Raw genomic sequence first — 14,804 nt, forward strand, 5'->3', positions numbered from 1 at the left:
CGTTCGGTGGGCATGTCCACGCTCCCTCGGTGTGGGTACGGGTGATCATGAAGGGTGTAGCGGTGGTCGCGTCGATCGCGAGGGTGCACCGGCTGCTCAGACGGACTGGTCCAGGTAACGGGAGGCGGCCAAGGGGGCGTGGCGTCGGCCACCAGGGCGGAATCGGCGACCGGAGGGCGTCGAGCACGGCGGGCGGGTGACTCCGGGCTCGGCACGCAGGCCGCCCCTCCCCAGCCGTGGACCGGCGAGAACGGCCCGCGTCACGTACGAATCAGCTGGACGGGAGCGCGGGAGCGAGGGCACTGAGGGTGAACAGGCGGTTGTCCTTGGATGGAGTGGCCTTGGCGAGCGGCGCGACGTCTTCGTGCGTGCCGAGATGTGCGCGTGACGCCCAAGGCTCCGTCGGCCGTGTGCGGTTCGAGGGCCAGGTCGTCAAGTCCATCTGCTCGTCGGACCACCAGGACGAAGTCGCAGTCGGCGACCGGGGTCAGGGTTCGGGGCACCCACCCAGCCTTCACCACTTGACTCACCGTCATCCAGCGGCTGTTGTACCAAGCATGTTTATATCCGCCCCGACGGACATGCGGTGGCGTCCGCACGCGGGTCACGGCCGGGGCCTCCACTGAGCCGCCGGGCCCGGCTGATGGGCATCGTGAGGGGGAAGACGTGGTGCCGGCTGCGGGACAGGACGCTGCCGTCACCCACGAATCCCAGCGGCACCAGCACCCGATGTGCCGGCCAACCGTGATCGCTCCCATCGGGAATCCCCGTCCTTCATCGGTATACAGAGCGGAATGGCGGTACTCGTGCGGGCCACAACCGGTTCCTGGCCTTCGCAGAGCAACACCAGCCCCGGGTACGGCCCTTGGGCAGGCGGGGCAGGGGCGAGCCGGGTGGTGTCAGCGTCCCGGCGGCTCGGGCTGCGTGCCGCTCGTTGAGCAATGCCCTCGCGAGCCAGGCCGACTACGTCGGTGAGGGCGAGCCGGTCGGCCGGCCCGCCCTCACCGTCATGCGTGCCGCATGGCACACCACCCGTTCCAGTCACCGCCGCCGGACTTCAGGCTCCGGGCAGCTCGCGATCACCGCACCGTCCTCGCGCGCCGTACGTCGCCGGTCTCGCCCGGCTGAACCTCAATTGAGCCCGCGAGAGCCCTGTCCGAGTTGCAAGGACGCCGAGGAGATCGCTCACTCAATGACGACCAGGGAGTACAAGCCATATCCCCCCGGGGGCCAGCGCTGGGGTCGTGCAGCAGCACCTGGTACCCCCGGAGTGCCCCGGCCGCTCCCTCAGACATCCTCCTGACCGAGCGCGCACTGCCGCGCCCGCCCTCGGCCGGCCGACGCCATGAGCCTTCAACCACCTCACGTCGCGACGCCCCGGCCCGGTCCGAGGCGCTGCCGCTGCGGAGTCACCACGTACGCCGGGTCCTGGGCGGACGCCATGCCTGCCGCGAAGATGCCGAATCGGGTGCACAGCCCCGCTGCCAGGTAGGACGCTCCGGCCAGGAGCGGGGCCGCCCGGCGATCCGCGAGAAGCGACAATCCGGCCCCGGCCGCGGCCAGGGCCTTGTTCCAGGTCAGTAGTCGGCCAGGGCGGCCCGTGACGTAGGGCTCGCCGACCAGCCCGAGCCGCCGCTCGATGCGGCGCATCGCGGCGAGTTCCATACCCACACCGAGCAGGCCCATCCGGGTCGGTGGCCCGTGGTCCGCGCCGGGTGCGCAGAGCAGCGCGGCACCCGCGGCGCTGGTCAGCGCGCTGCCCGCGAAGACGTACGGCAGTTCCGGATACGCCTCGTGCCAGGCCGGCACCGCGGTGTCGGAGAGCAGCACCGCGGTGTAGGTGCACATCGCCGGCCCCAGCACGCCGGAGCCGAGTCCGGCGAGCCGGCCGAGCCGCGGCAGCCGTCCGGTGGTCTGCGAGGCGGCCGAGGCGGTGGCAAGCGCGGAGAACGGCGCGAGGATCCAGGAGCCCACCGACAGCGGCGAGGTGGGCTTGAGGACGCGCAGCATGTGCGTGAAGCGCTCGGGACGGCCGAGGTCATGGACCAGCGCGGCCACGCTGGTCACCGACGCCGCGGCGGCGACCCACCGGCCCGCCCCGGCCAGCTCCCGACGCCCGGTCAGCTCGGCCGCCGCCGCCATGGACGCCGACGCACCGGCCGTTCCCCCGAGGAACAGATACCCCGGCACGTCCGGCACCTTCCAGGTGGGACGCTTGAGGATCGGCCGACCGTAGTACGACCGGAACTCCGCGCGCGCCACCATGGGCTGTTCCCGCTCACCGCTCCCCGTCACGGTTTCCTCCTCTCTGTCCCCCGCCCCAGGAAGGACAGCGCCACGCTCACCGCCACACCGACGGCCGCCGTGGCCGCGTGCCGCCACATCGACGGCAGGTCACGGGTGGTGACCACCGGGTCCGGCGGCAGCCCGTACACCTCGGGCTCGTCCAGCAGAAGGAAGAACGCGCCGTCACCGCCGACGCCGTCCTGCGGATCACGGCCGTACAGCTGTGCCTGGTCCACCCCGCGCTCGTGCAACTCGGTGACCCGCCGGTCGGCCCGCTCGCGCAGTTCCTCCAGCGGGCCGAACTGGATGGAGTCGGTCGGGCACGCCTGGGCGCAGGCAGGTTCCCGGCCCGCCCCCAACCGGTCGTAGCACAGAGTGCACTTGAAGGCCCGGCCGTCGCCCGGGCGGATGTCGATCACGCCGTACGGGCAGGCCGGCACGCAGTACCCGCAGCCGTTGCAGATGTCCTCCTGCACCACCACGGTCCCGAACTCGGTGCGGAACAACGACCCGGTCGGGCAGACGTCCAGACAGGCGGCGTGGGTGCAGTGCTTGCACACGTCGCTGGACATCAGCCAGCGCACCTGACCGTCCGCGGCCCCCGCGTCGTGCCCGGGCGGCCCCATGGCCGGCATGCCCAGATCGACCGGCGGCCGGTCCGGTGCCGTCGTCTGCTCGGTCTTCTGCTCGATGAACGCCACGTGCCGCCAGTTGTTGGCGCTCAGCGCACCCGTGTTGTCGAACGACTGCCCCAGCAGGTCGAGTTCCCCGGTCTCGGCCGGGAGGAGGTTCCACTCCTTGCACGCCACCTGGCACGCCTTGCAGCCGATGCAGACGGAGGTGTCCGTGAAGAACCCCATCCGGGGCGGGTGGTCGTCCGGATAACCCGCGTCCGCGCTGGGGTCGGCCAGCGGGCCGGACAGCCTGTTGCGGTCGGAGGTCATGGCCGCCCCTCTCCTGTGGTCGGCGGGGTGTCATCGGGGAGGCCGGCGCGCCGCCGGTACGCCGCCACGTGGGCGAGCAGCGCCGGTCCCCGTGGACGCCTGTCCGGCCGGATGTCGCAGGTCGCCGCCTTGGACTCCTGGATGCGTACGTTCGGGTCGAGCACCACCGACAGCAGCTCGTTCGCCGCGTCGCCCGTGGACAGTCCTTCCGGGCCCCAGTGGTAGGGGAGGCCCACCTGGTGGATGGTGCGGCCCCGGACCCGCAGCGGTTTCATCCGGTCGGTCACCAGCACTCTCGCCTCGACCGCCGTGCGGGCCGTGGTGATGGTCGCCCAGCCCAGGTGCTCCAGGCCGCGCTCCGCGGCGAGTTCCGGGGAGACCTCGCAGAAGAACTCAGGCTGCAGCTCGGACAGGTAGGGCAGGGTACGGCTCATGGCGCCGGCCGTGTGGTGCTCGGTGAGCCGGTAGGTGGTGAACGCGTACGGATACACCTGGTTGCCGGCCGGGTGGTACCGGTTGGCCGGGCGGTCGTGGGCCTGGAGCGCCGGGTTCGTCTGCTGACCGTACAGCGGGTTGTCCACCGGCGACTCGTACGGCTCATAGTGCGCGGGCAGCGGGCCGTCGGCCAGCCCGGCCGGGGCGAACAGCCAGGCGCGGCCGTCGCTCTGCATGATGAACGGGTCGGTGCCGGCCAGGGCGTCCTGGGCTTTCGCGCCCGGCGGCGGCCGGTAGCCGGGCGGCTTGTCCGCCTCGAAGTCCGGGACGTCGTCGCCGGTCCACCGGCCCTGCTCGGCGTCCCACCACACATACCGCTTGCGCTCGCTCCACGGCCTTCCATCGGGGTCGGCCGACGCCCGGTTGTAGAGGATGCGGCGGTTGGCCGGCCACGCCCAGCCCCAGTCGGGCGCGACCCGGCTCTGTTCGTGGCGCGGCCGGCGGTTCGCCGCCTGGTTGTGCCCGTGGGCGCGGACTCCGCAGTAGATCCAGACTCCGCAGGCGGTGGAGCCGTCGTCGCGGAGCTGGGTCGACGTCGACAGCGGCTGCCCGTCCGGCCCGTGCCCGTTGATCTCGGCCAGTACGGCGTCAGCGCTCGGTTCGGCCAGCGGGCCTTCGGTCGGGTAGTCCCAGGTGAGGTCGAGCAGCGGGCGGTCGCGTGGGTCGGTGGAGCCGGCGAGCTTCTCCCGGATGATCCGGCCGAGGTGGTAGTAGAACCACAGGTCGCTGCGGGCGTCGCCCGGCGGGGTGATCGCCGCGTGGTGCCATTGCAGCAGTCGCTGGGTGTTGGTGAAGCTGCCGTCCTTCTCCGTGTGCGCCGCGGCCGGCAGGAAGAACACCTCCGTCGGGATCTCCTCGGTGCGCAGCTCACCGGTTTCGATCTCCGGCCCGTCCTTCCAGAAGGTCGCGCTCTCGATCATCCGCAGGTCCCGCACCACCAGCCAGTCCAGGTTCGCCAGGCCCAGCCGCTGGAGTTTGGCGTTGGCCGAACCGACCGCCGGGTTCTCCCCGACGAGGAAGTACCCCTTGCACTCCCCGGAGAGTTGGTTCAGCACCGTCCGGTAGGTGCCGTGGTCGCCGGTCAGCCGGGGCAGCCAGTCGAAGCGGTAGTCGTTCTCCTGGGTGGCCGCCTCTCCCCACCATGCCTTGAGCAGGCTCACCACGTACGCGCGCATGTTGCCCCAGAAGCCGGTCGTGCCGGCGTCCGCGGCCACGAACGCGTCCAGGTCCTGGTGCTGGTGGGCGTGCGGCATGGGGATGTAGCCGGGCAGCAGGTCGAACAGCGTGGGGACGTCCGTGGAGCCCTGGATGCTGGCGTGTCCGCGCAGGGCCAGGATGCCGCCGCCCGGCCGTCCGATGTTGCCCAGCAGGGCCTGCAGGATGGACGCGGTACGGATGTACTGCACCCCGACGGTGTGCTGGGTCCAGCCGACGGAGTAGCACAGCGCCGTGGTGCGCTCGCGCCCCGAGTTGGCGGTGATCGCGTCGGCGACCCGGGCGAACAGCTCGCGGGAGACGCCGCAGACGTCCTCGACCAGCTCCGGCGTGTAGCGGGCGAAGTGCCGCTTGAGCACCTGGTACACGCAGCGGGGGTGCTGCAGTGTCGGGTCCAGGGCCGGCTTCCCGCCCAGGGCGGCGCCGCCGGCGCCGTACGACTCCGCGCGGGCGGTGTCGCGCAGTTCCCGGCCTCCGTGCTGCCGGGCGGCGACGTCCTGCTCGCCCTCTCCTCCCGATGCCGGCCACCGGTCCCGGGCGCCGGCTGCGGCCGAGGCGTCAGCCCCCTCGTACATCCAGGTGGTCGTCTCGTAGTGGTGGCTCTCCGGGTCGAAGCCGGAGAACAGCCCGTCGAGGTCCTCGGTGTCGGCGAAGTCCTGTCGCAGGATCGCCGGCGCGTTGGTGTAGGCGACCACATACTCGCGAAAGTCCTTGCCGGTGCTCAGCACGTGGTTGACCAGGGCGCCGAGGAAGGCGATGTCCGTCCCGGCCCGCAGCGGCACGTGGACGTCCGCCAGCGCGCTGGTGCGGGTGAAGCGGGGGTCGACGTGGATGATCGTGGCACCGCGTTCCTTGGCCTCCATCACCCACTGGAAACCGACCGGGTGGCACTCGGCCATGTTCGAACCCTGGATGACGATGCAGTCGGCTTGGGCCAGGTCCTGCTGGAACGTCGTGGCTCCGCCACGGCCGAACGAGGTCCCCAGACCGGGAACCGTGGCGGAGTGTCAAATCCGCGCCTGGTTCTCGATCTGGATCGCGCCCAGCGCCGTGTAGAGCTTCTTCATCAGGTAGTTCTCTTCGTTGTCCAGCGTCGCTCCGCCCAGCGAGGCGATGCCGAGCGTGCGCCGGACGGGAACGCCGCGATGCGTGTCCTGCCAGGACTCCCGGCGGGTCCGGATGACCCGGTCGGCGATCATGTCCATCGCCCGGTCGAGCGGGATCCGCTCCCACCCCGTGGCGTGCGCAGGCCGGTGGAGAACGGTGCTGATCCGGCCGGGGCCGGTCACCAGCTGCTTGCTGGCCGCACCCTTCGGGCAGAGCCGGCCGCGTGAGATCGGGGAGTCCGGGTCGCCCTCGATCTGCGTGACCTTCTCGTCCTTGACGTAGACCTTCTGGCCGCAGCCCACGGCGCAGTACGGGCACACCGACCGTACGACCCGGTCGGCCTGCTCGGTGCGGGCGGACAGCCGCTCGGTGCCGCGCGACCGTGCCGCGCTGCCCCTGCCCAGGGCGTCGTCGCCGGTGAGCTGCCGGTACACCGGCCAGCCGTCGATCCACTGCCGCAGGCCCATGGCGATCTCCCGCCTCGCGCCCTTCCGCCGTCCCAGCCAACGTAACGCCGGGGCTCGCGGGGGGCATGTCGACCCCTTCCGGCCCTTTCGGTCAGGTCGACGCGGTACGCATCCGGCGGGTGTCGTCCGGCAGCCGCTCGGTGACACCCCGGCGGTCCAGCAGCTCCAGCAGGGGGACCGCCACCCGCCGGGTGGTGCGCAGCGCCTGCCGTGCCTGGCTGAGGGTGAACGGCTGGGGCAGTTCCGCGAGTACCTCACCGGCCCGGGCAGCGCCGTCGGGCAGCAGGAAGACGCCGTCGGCCACTTTCAGCAGGCGTCCGGCCCGCACCGCGGCGGCCAGTTCCCGTGCGCCCAGTCGCAGTTCCGCCAGTCCGGCGGCGTCCGGCGCCGCGAACGGGGCGTCGCGCAACGCGGCGGTCAGCGCGGCCAGCGCCGCCTCCACMGGTGCGGGAAGCGCCGCCCGGCGACCCGGCGCGCACACCCGTCCGTCCAGCACCGGCAGCGACGCTGCCCCGGCAAGCCGTACCGCCACATCGATCGTGGGCAGCCGCAGCCGCCGCCGGACCGCCTCCACGGGCACGCCGGACTCCAGCGGGTGATCCTCGCGCCACTGGTCCACCACGACACGCACCGAGTCGAGCAGCTCGCGCCACACGCTCGGGTGAACCCTCAGACCGTCCCCCACCGGCTCGCCCGCCTCGGGCAGCCCCATGGAGTGCAGCTCGCCCGTGGTCGCGAAGCGCCGCCGGAGCAGGACGGCCTCGGCCACCGCCTGCGCCGGAGCGTCGGTCAGAGCGGCCAGCTCCGCGGCGCGCGACCGCGCGGCTCCCCGTCGCCGTAGCTCGGGCGGCGTCACGTCGAGTACGTCGACACCGGCGACGATGCGGTGCCGGCCGGGATCGCGCAGCAACGCCCGGTCGCCGACGCGCAGCGGCAGGGGCCGCGCCAGCCGCAGCCGGGCGCTGCCGACGCCCAGCGGCCGGATCCGGGTGGCGACGGACGCGGATCCGACGTGCAGGACGAGCTCTCGAGGGAGGTCGGGGCGCTCACCGATGTCAGCCGTAGCGCCGTCGTCGCCGCGCAGCGCGACGTCCACCTCGGCCGTGGTCAGCCACCCGCCCGGTGTGAGCAGCGCGTCGCCGCGGCCGATCGCGTGCTGCTCGACGCCGCGCAGATTGACCGCCACGCGCGCCACCGCGCGGACCTCGGGCGTGTCCCGGCCCAGGGTCTGCAGGCGGCGTACCCGCACCGCCGCCCCGGTGGACGCCAGCTGAAGCTCCGTTTCCGCTCGCAGGGTGCCGGCCGCCAGTGTCCCGGTGACCACCGTGCCCGCGCCGACGATGCTGAACGAGCGGTCCACCCACAGCCGGACGTCGGCGTCCGGATCGGCGGGTGGCAGGGCTCCCACCAGCCGCAGCAGTCCGGCGCGCAGCCGGTCCAGGCCCTCGCCGGTGCGCCCGCTCACCGTCACCGAGTCGACCGGTCCGAGGCCGGCCGCCTCGATGCGGGCCAGCGCCTGTTGCCGGGCCGGTTCCGGGTCGGCCAGGTCGCAGCGGGTGACGGCGAGCAGCACGTGCCGCACGCCCAGTGCGCCGAGCGCCTGCAGATGCTCGGTCGACTGTGGCATCCACCCCTCGTCGGCGGCCACCACGAACAGCACGGCGGGGACCGGGCCGACGCCGGCGAGCATGTTGGGCACGAACCGCTCGTGGCCGGGGACGTCGACAAACGCCACTTCCAGTCCGCCGGGGAGGGTCGTCCAGGCGAAACCGAGGTCGATGGTCAGGCCGCGCCGGCGCTCCTGCTCCCAGCGGTCCGGCTCCATCCCGGTGAGCAGCCTCACCAGTGTCGACTTTCCGTGATCGACATGACCGGCGGTGGCGATCACCTGCACGGCCGCTCACTCCGGTGGTCGTCACCGTGTACGGCGAGTACGGCCTCCAGCACCGACCGCTCCTCCTCCACCCCGATCGTGCGCAGGTCCAGCAGGCAACGTCCACGCTCCAGCCGGCCGATCACCGGGACCGCACCGGCGCGCAGCAGCGGGCCGTAGCGTGCCGGCAGGCCGACGGCCGCGCTGGGCAGGGTCACCCCGGGCGCGCCGCCACCACCCACGGCCGCCTCCGTGCGCAGCACCTGTGCCGGGACTCCCTCGGCCCGCAGTCGTTCGGCCAGCCGGGTGGCGCGCTCGCGCAGGGCGGTCTCGTCGGCGGCGAGCGCGGCGCGTACGGGCGGCTCCGGACCGCGCAGCGTCGCTTCCAGCGCGGCCAGGGTCAGCTTGTCCACCCGCAGGGCCCGCGCGGCGGGATGCCGTCGCAGCCGTTCGACCAGCTCCGCTTCGCCGAGCAGCAGCCCGGCCTGCGGACCGCCGAGCAGCTTGTCTCCGCTGGCGGTCACCAGCGCCGCCCCGGCGCGCAGCGTGGTGGCGGCGTCCGGTTCCCGGGGGAGCAACGGGTGCGGGGCGAGCAGGCCGGAACCGATGTCCACCACCACCGGGGGCCCGAGCGCCGCCAGCTCCGCCACATCCGCCGCCGCGGTGAAACCGCTGATATGGAAATTGGAGGCGTGAACCTTGAGCAGGAAGGCGGTGTCGGGGCCGATGGCCTCGGCGTAGTCACGCACATGCGTGCGGTTGGTGGTGCCGACCTCGCGCAGCCGCGCACCGGTGGAAGCCAGCAGCTCCGGAATGCGGAACCCGTCGCCGATCTCGACCAGCTCGCCCCGGCTGATGACGATCTCCAGTCCGGGGGCCATCACCAGGGCGCACAGGAGCAGCGCGGCCGCGTTGTTGTTCACCACGTGCACCGCTCCGGCGTCGGGCACGGCCTCGGCCAGCGCGGCGAGCGCCCCGCGTCCGCGGCGGGCCCGGCGTCCTTCCGCGAGGTCGAACTCGACGTCCGTGCATCCGGCTGCGGCCGTCACGGCATCCCGGGCCGCGTGCGACAGCGGCGCGCGGCCGAGGTTGGTGTGCACCAGCACGCCCGTGGCGTTGATCACCGGTCGCAGCCCGGAGGCCCGCTCGGGCAGGTGGCCGACCGCCGCGTCCACCACGTCCTCGGGAGCGATCTCGCCGGTCCTCGCGCGGCGCTGCGCCTCGGCGACGGCCGCTTTCACCAGAGGGCGCCCCAGCGTCCGTACGGCGGCGGCGATGCGCGGCTCGGCCAGCACGGAGTCGGTGCCGGGGATGAGCCGGCGGGGATCGCTCATGGCACCCCTCTGCTCGCAGCGGCCCCCCTGCGGGGTCGGCGGAGGCGGACGGGAATCGAACCCGCCAACGGCAGCTCCTGCCGTTCAACGGTTTTGAAGACCGGGCCGGTCACCAGGCCGGATACGCCTCCCCAGACCACACGGCCATCTTCGCAAAGGTCTTATATGGCCGCTAATGGGATGCATGCGCAACCATGGTCGATGTGACCTCACTGACGTCGCCCCGTGAAACCGTCCGCCTTACCCAGTACGCGCACGGCGGCGGATGCGCCTGCAAGATCCCGCCGGGTGAGCTGGAGGAAGTGCTGCGGGGCCTGGGGGCCGCCGTCCCGGTCCGCGACCCCGTGGGCGAACTGCTGGTCGGGCTGGACGACGGCGACGACGCCTCCGTGGTGCGACTACCGAACGGCACGGCGGTGCTGGCGACCACCGACTTCTTCACGCCCGTGGTCGACGACGCCTATGACTGGGGCCGGATCGCCGCGGCGAACGCGCTGTCGGACGTGTACGCCACGGGTGGCCGTCCGCTGCTCGCCGTGAACCTGCTGGCCTGGCCGCGGGGTGTGCTCCCCCTCGAACTGGCCAGCGAGGTGCTGCGCGGCGGCCTGGACACGGCCGCGGCCGCCGGCTGCCACGTCGCCGGCGGCCACAGCGTGGACGACCCCGAGCCCAAGTACGGCATGGCCGTCACCGGTCTGGTCGACCCGGACCGTCTGCTGCGCAGTGACGCCGGCACGCCGGGTGTCCCACTGTCGCTGACCAAGCCGCTCGGCATCGGTGTGCTGAACAGCAGGCACAAGGCCACGGGCGAGGTGTTCCCGCAGGCGGTCGAGGCCATGACGCGGCTCAACCGGGAGGCGGCCGAAGCGGCGGTGGCCGCCGGGCTGACCTGCGCGACGGACGTCACCGGGTTCGGGCTGCTCGGGCACGCCTACAAGCTCGCTCGGGCGAGCGGAGTCACGGCGGTGATCGACGCCGCCGCCGTGCCCTACCTCGACGGCGCCCGGCAGGCACTGCGCGAGGGATATGTCAGCGGGGGCACCCGGCGCAATCTGGAGTGGGTCCGCCCGCACACTGACCTGTCGGCGGTGAGCGAGGACGAGGCGCTGCTCCTGGCCGACGCACAGACCTCCGGCGGACTGCTGGTGGCCGGTGAGATCCCCGGCACGCCCGTCGTGGGCGAGCTGCTGCCGCGCGGCGACCACGTCCTGGTGATCCGCTGAGCCGGCCTTCGAGCCGGCGGACGGCCCACCTCCCAGCTCCACCTCGCCGACTACGACATCCTGACCGTCGGGGGCCGTCGGGACGTTCTGGCGGCGATGAACCCGGCCGCGCCGAGGCCGATCTGCCCGAAGTGCCGCCGGGCGGGACGGTCTGGCACAGGTTGCAGGGACCGTCCAGAGGCGTCCAGCCACTCCACTTCGTTGTCGGGGCGAGTCCGGCGTAGGAGGCGAGGTGGGCGGCGTTGGGGAAGCTGGTGCCGTCGCCGACGGTGACCAGCAGGACTGCGGCGGTCCTGACCGCGACCCCCGGCATCGAGGTCAGGACCTTGGAAAGAGGGTGCTCCTCCAGCAGAGCGTCCAGAAGCCGACTTGGACGGTCACCGGTTCGCACAGCACAGCACCGGCGTCGCCGGATCCGACCACGGTGACCGCCTCGGGGCTGATGAAGACGATGCACCTCGCCCATGTCGAGGGCTTCACGGTTCGGGAAGATCGCCGACATCATGCAGATCCCCGTCGGCACGGTGCCGTCCCGGCTGCACCGGGGACGCACGCAGGTGCGCTCGATGCTGGCGAGTTGCGCCCCTGAGAACGGGCTCATCCTTCTGGGAAAGGCGCGAGGCGCAGAACGGAAAGACGCGGCTATGCCCTGCGGATGCCCTCAGGCGCTCGGGGCCCCGCTGTGAGACTAGCGCCTGGAAACCGGCTCTGACCTCAGTGAATGGAACGCGTTCCGCGCACAAAGATGCGTCAGCTCGTCGTTGACCGGCGATCCGCGGCAGGGCCAGGGTGGTGGAGCCGGATCGGATTCCGATCTCCCGTTTCCGGTCACCGGACCGCGTGCAGGAGGCCGTGATGCTCCAGACAGAAACCCGTGAAAACGCCCAGCTCGCGGAAGACCCCGAAGCGTCTGTCGTCGGCGCGGCACCAGTAGGCACACCGAGGCTGCCGGCACTCAGTCGGGAACTCTTCTTCCAGCGCTGTCTCTGGTGCGGCACCCCGGCCTATCGACGCGCGTTCTGCCGTGCTTGCGGGTCCATGGCATTCAGCCGGGAACGCAGTGCGGGCGTTGGAGTCGTGGTGCGCCGCAGCGGCCAGACCCACCACACCACGTGGTTCGTCGCGATGGACGAGGGGTTCAACCTGCTCTGCCGGACGACCGGGACGGCACCGGTCGTCGTGGCGGTGGGCGCACGGGTGACTGTCGTACGGGCTGTCGCTCCCCACGGCCAGGGCCTTCCCGTCGTCGAACTCACTCATCCGGCACCGGCTTCGCAGCAGTGGTGGTGAGGGGAGCCGGATCCGGGCGGGACCCCGGTCGGGGCGGGACGATCAGAGAGGAGGGTGCGTGAGCACCCAGCACAACATGCCGGACGGACGGGCCGGTGTTCCCGAGGGATCAAGGCGGGGCGCGCTGGAGGGCCTGCGCATCGCCGACTTCTCCCGGGTTCTCGCCGGGCCCTACGCCACCATGCTCCTCGCCGACCTCGGCGCCGACGTGGTGAAGGTCGAGCGGCCTGGCATCGGGGACGACACGCGGGCCTGGCACCCGCCGGCGGATCATGACGGCACGTCGACCTACTTCCTGGGCGTCAACCGCAACAAGACGTCGATCGTGCTCGACCTGAACACGGACGCCGGCCGCGCACAGGCACGCGCCCTGGTCGCCGAGTCCGACGTGCTGGTGGAGAACTTCCGGCCCGGCACGATGGAGCGGCTGGGCCTCGGTCACAAGGAGCTCCGTTCACAGCACCCGGAGCTGGTCTACTGCTCGATCAGTGGCTTCGGCAGCGGTGCGGGCGCGGCGATCCCCGGGTACGACCTGCTCGTGCAGGCTGTCGGCGGCCTGATGAGCGTCACCGGGGAGACGCACGGGGAGCCGGTGAAGGCCGGCGTGGCCCTCGTCGATGTGATCACCGGACTGCACGCCTCGCTCGGCATCCTCGCGGCCCTCCGGCACCGGGACGCCACCGGCGAGGGGCAACTCGTGGAGGTGAACCTGCTCGCCTCACTGCTGTCGGCGATGGTCAACCAGGCGTCGGCATACGCCGTCGCCGGAGTGGTGCCGGGCCGCATGGGCAACGCGCACCCGAGCATCGCCCCGTACGAGACCCTCCCCACCGCCGACCGTCCGCTCGCCCTCGCGGTGGGCAACGACCGCCAGTTCGCGGCGCTCGCCGAGGCTGTCGGGGATCCCGGTCTCGCTCTCGACGACCGCTTCCGCACCAACGCCGACCGAGTCTCCCACCGCGTCGAACTCCGGGACATCCTGACCAAGCGGCTCGGTGCCGCAGGCGCCGACCACTGGTCGACCGTCCTGCTGGCCGCCGGAGTGCCCGCCGGGCCGGTCAACACCCTGGACGACGCCTTCGCCTTCGCCCACAAGCTCGGCCTGCCCGGCATCGTCGACATCCCCGCCGCACCCGTCGACGGGGAAGAAGGCAGGCCCGCCCGGCAGGTCGCCCATCCCATCTCACTGAGCGGGACACCCGCGCAGTACCGCCTGCCCCCACCCGGCCTGGGTCAGCACACAGCGGAGATCCTCCACGGCCCGTCCGACCGTCCCTCGGTGTGACCCGGGGCGCCACTCCGACCCGTTCGCAGCTCCGGCACCGCGACCGAACCGACCACCCGACTTCCCACCCCTGACGACAAGGAGCCCACACGATGAGCGGCATGCCCCTGAAGGACCCTCTCGACCTGCTCGACATCGACTCCGTCCTCACCGACGAGGAGCGCGAGATCCAGGCCACCGTAGCCAGGTTCCTTGCCGACCGGGTGCGCCCGCACATCGGCGAGTGGTTCGAGAACGCGCACTTTGCCCGCGAACTCGCCCCGGAACTTGGCAAGTTGGGTGTGCTCGGTATGCACCTTGAAGGGTATGGCTGTGCTGGGACGAACGCGGTCAGCTACGGCCTGGCCTGTCTGGAGCTGGAGGCGGCGGACTCCGGTTTCCGCAGCTTCGTCTCCGTGCAGGGTTCGCTGTCGATGTTCTCCATCTGGAAGTGGGGCTCGGAGGAGCAGAAGCAGGAGTGGTTGCCCCGGCTGGCCGCCGGTGAGGCGATCGGCTGCTTCGGCCTGACCGAGCCCGACTTCGGCAGCAACCCGTCCGGCATGCGTACCAGGGCCGTCCGTGACGGCGACGACTGGATCCTGAACGGTTCCAAGATGTGGATCACCAACGGTGGCATCGCCGATGTGGCCACCGTCTGGGCGCAGACCGAGGACGGCATCCGCGGCTTCCTCGTGCCGCGCGGAACCGCCGGTTTCACCACCCAGGACATCAAGCAGAAGATGTCGCTGCGCGCCTCGATCACCTCGGAGCTGTACTTCGACGACGTACGGTTGCCGGACTCGGCGCGGCTGCCGCTCGCGGAGGGCCTGCGGGGACCGTTGTCCTGCCTGAACGAGGCCCGCTTCGGTATTCTGTTCGGCGCGGTCGGCGCGGCCCGCGATTCCATCCAGGCGGCCATCGACTACGCCGACACCCGCGTGCAGTTCGACAGGCCGATCAGCGCTTTCCAGCTCACCCAGAAGAAGCTCGCCGACATGACCGTGTCTCTGGGCGGCGCCGCACTCCTCGCCGTGCACCTGGGCCGCCTGAAGGACCAGCACCGCATCCGGCCCGAGCAGATCAGCGTGGGCAAGCTCAACAACGTCCGGGAAGCCATCGCCATCGCGCGGGAGTGCCGTACCGTGCTGGGCGCCAACGGCATCTCCCTGGAGTACTCGCCGCTGCGCCACGCCAACAACCTGGAGTCCGTCCTCACCTACGAAGGCACCGGCGAGATGCACACCCTGGTCGTCGGTCAGGCGATCACCGGCTACCCGGCGTTCCGCTGACCACCGAGGACCGAAGG

Annotated in this window: 9 protein-coding genes, 1 tRNA gene and 2 pseudogenes; 5 read left to right on the forward strand and 7 right to left on the reverse strand. The window is 72.0% G+C overall.

Annotated elements, in window-relative coordinates; genetic code table 11:
• Nucleotides 1-1,362 precede the first annotated feature (1,362 nt).
• The 6 genes from nrfD to CA983_RS12615 form a co-directional block, all read right to left on the reverse strand.
• Nucleotides 1,363-2,295 carry an NrfD/PsrC family molybdoenzyme membrane anchor subunit gene (gene nrfD, locus CA983_RS12585; RefSeq protein WP_244206836.1) on the reverse strand — a complete coding sequence of 311 codons (933 nt, stop codon included), beginning with the start codon at nt 2,293-2,295 and terminating at the stop codon, nt 1,363-1,365.
• Nucleotides 2,292-3,230: a 4Fe-4S dicluster domain-containing protein gene (locus CA983_RS12590; RefSeq protein ID WP_086600985.1), complete on the reverse strand. Its 939-nt coding sequence runs from the start codon at nt 3,228-3,230 to the stop codon at nt 2,292-2,294. The genes nrfD and CA983_RS12590 overlap by 4 nt, the downstream gene beginning before the upstream one ends.
• Complete coding sequence (gene fdh, locus CA983_RS12595; protein ID WP_167407364.1) at nt 3,227-6,514, reverse strand: formate dehydrogenase; 3,288 nt, start codon at nt 6,512-6,514, stop codon at nt 3,227-3,229. Before fdh ends, CA983_RS12590 begins: the two co-directional genes overlap by 4 nt.
• 91 nt (nt 6,515-6,605) lie before the next feature.
• A complete protein-coding gene (selB, locus tag CA983_RS12605; protein WP_086600988.1) occupies nt 6,606-8,408 on the reverse strand; it encodes a selenocysteine-specific translation elongation factor in 1,803 nt (600 codons plus the stop codon).
• Nucleotides 8,399-9,721 (reverse strand): L-seryl-tRNA(Sec) selenium transferase, encoded by a 1,323-nt coding sequence (gene selA / locus CA983_RS12610; RefSeq protein ID WP_086600989.1) that lies wholly within the window; start codon nt 9,719-9,721, stop codon nt 8,399-8,401. The genes selB and selA overlap by 10 nt, the downstream gene beginning before the upstream one ends.
• 39 nt (nt 9,722-9,760) lie before the next feature.
• Nucleotides 9,761-9,852, reverse strand: a tRNA-Sec gene (locus tag CA983_RS12615).
• Nucleotides 9,853-9,915: 63 nt separating this feature from the next.
• Here CA983_RS12615 and selD point away from each other — a divergent pair.
• A complete protein-coding gene (selD, locus tag CA983_RS12620; protein ID WP_086600990.1) occupies nt 9,916-10,944 on the forward strand; it encodes a selenide, water dikinase SelD in 1,029 nt (342 codons plus the stop codon).
• 187 nt (nt 10,945-11,131) lie between these two features.
• Here the strand turns inward: selD and CA983_RS12625 are convergent.
• A pseudogene (locus CA983_RS12625) lies at nt 11,132-11,305 on the reverse strand (transposase); the annotation flags it as partial.
• A 494-nt stretch (nt 11,306-11,799) separates the two neighbouring features.
• On the opposite strand from CA983_RS12625, the pseudogene CA983_RS49480 reads away from it, so the two are divergent.
• The 4 genes and pseudogenes from CA983_RS49480 to CA983_RS12640 form a co-directional block, all read left to right on the forward strand.
• Nucleotides 11,800-11,970, forward strand: a pseudogene (locus CA983_RS49480) (hypothetical protein); the annotation flags it as partial.
• A 51-nt stretch (nt 11,971-12,021) separates the two neighbouring features.
• Nucleotides 12,022-12,234 carry a hypothetical protein gene (locus CA983_RS47815; protein WP_086600991.1) on the forward strand — a complete coding sequence of 71 codons (213 nt, stop codon included), beginning with the start codon at nt 12,022-12,024 and terminating at the stop codon, nt 12,232-12,234.
• Between the two features lie 76 nt (nt 12,235-12,310).
• Complete coding sequence (locus CA983_RS12635; RefSeq protein ID WP_086601006.1) at nt 12,311-13,519, forward strand: CaiB/BaiF CoA transferase family protein; 1,209 nt, start codon at nt 12,311-12,313, stop codon at nt 13,517-13,519.
• Between the two features lie 92 nt (nt 13,520-13,611).
• A complete protein-coding gene (locus CA983_RS12640) occupies nt 13,612-14,787 on the forward strand; it encodes an acyl-CoA dehydrogenase family protein (RefSeq protein ID WP_086600992.1) in 1,176 nt (391 codons plus the stop codon).
• The last annotated feature ends 17 nt before the right edge of the window (nt 14,788-14,804 follow it).

The sequence above is a fragment of the Streptomyces swartbergensis genome (assembly GCF_002148965.1).
In the GTDB taxonomy this organism is placed as follows: domain Bacteria; phylum Actinomycetota; class Actinomycetes; order Streptomycetales; family Streptomycetaceae; genus Streptomyces; species Streptomyces swartbergensis.

What these genes read in the sequence shown, in the direction of transcription:
- selD (WP_086600990.1), top strand. Translation starts at nt 9,916, where the DNA reads ATGGTCGATGTGACCTCACTGACGTCGCCCCGTGAAACCGTCCGCCTT.
- selA (WP_086600989.1), bottom strand. Translation starts at nt 9,721, where the DNA reads ATGAGCGATCCCCGCCGGCTCATCCCCGGCACCGACTCCGTGCTGGCC.
- CA983_RS12590 (WP_086600985.1), bottom strand. Translation starts at nt 3,230, where the DNA reads ATGACCTCCGACCGCAACAGGCTGTCCGGCCCGCTGGCCGACCCCAGC.
- CA983_RS12640 (WP_086600992.1), top strand. Translation starts at nt 13,612, where the DNA reads ATGAGCGGCATGCCCCTGAAGGACCCTCTCGACCTGCTCGACATCGAC.
- CA983_RS12635 (WP_086601006.1), top strand. Translation starts at nt 12,311, where the DNA reads ATGCCGGACGGACGGGCCGGTGTTCCCGAGGGATCAAGGCGGGGCGCG.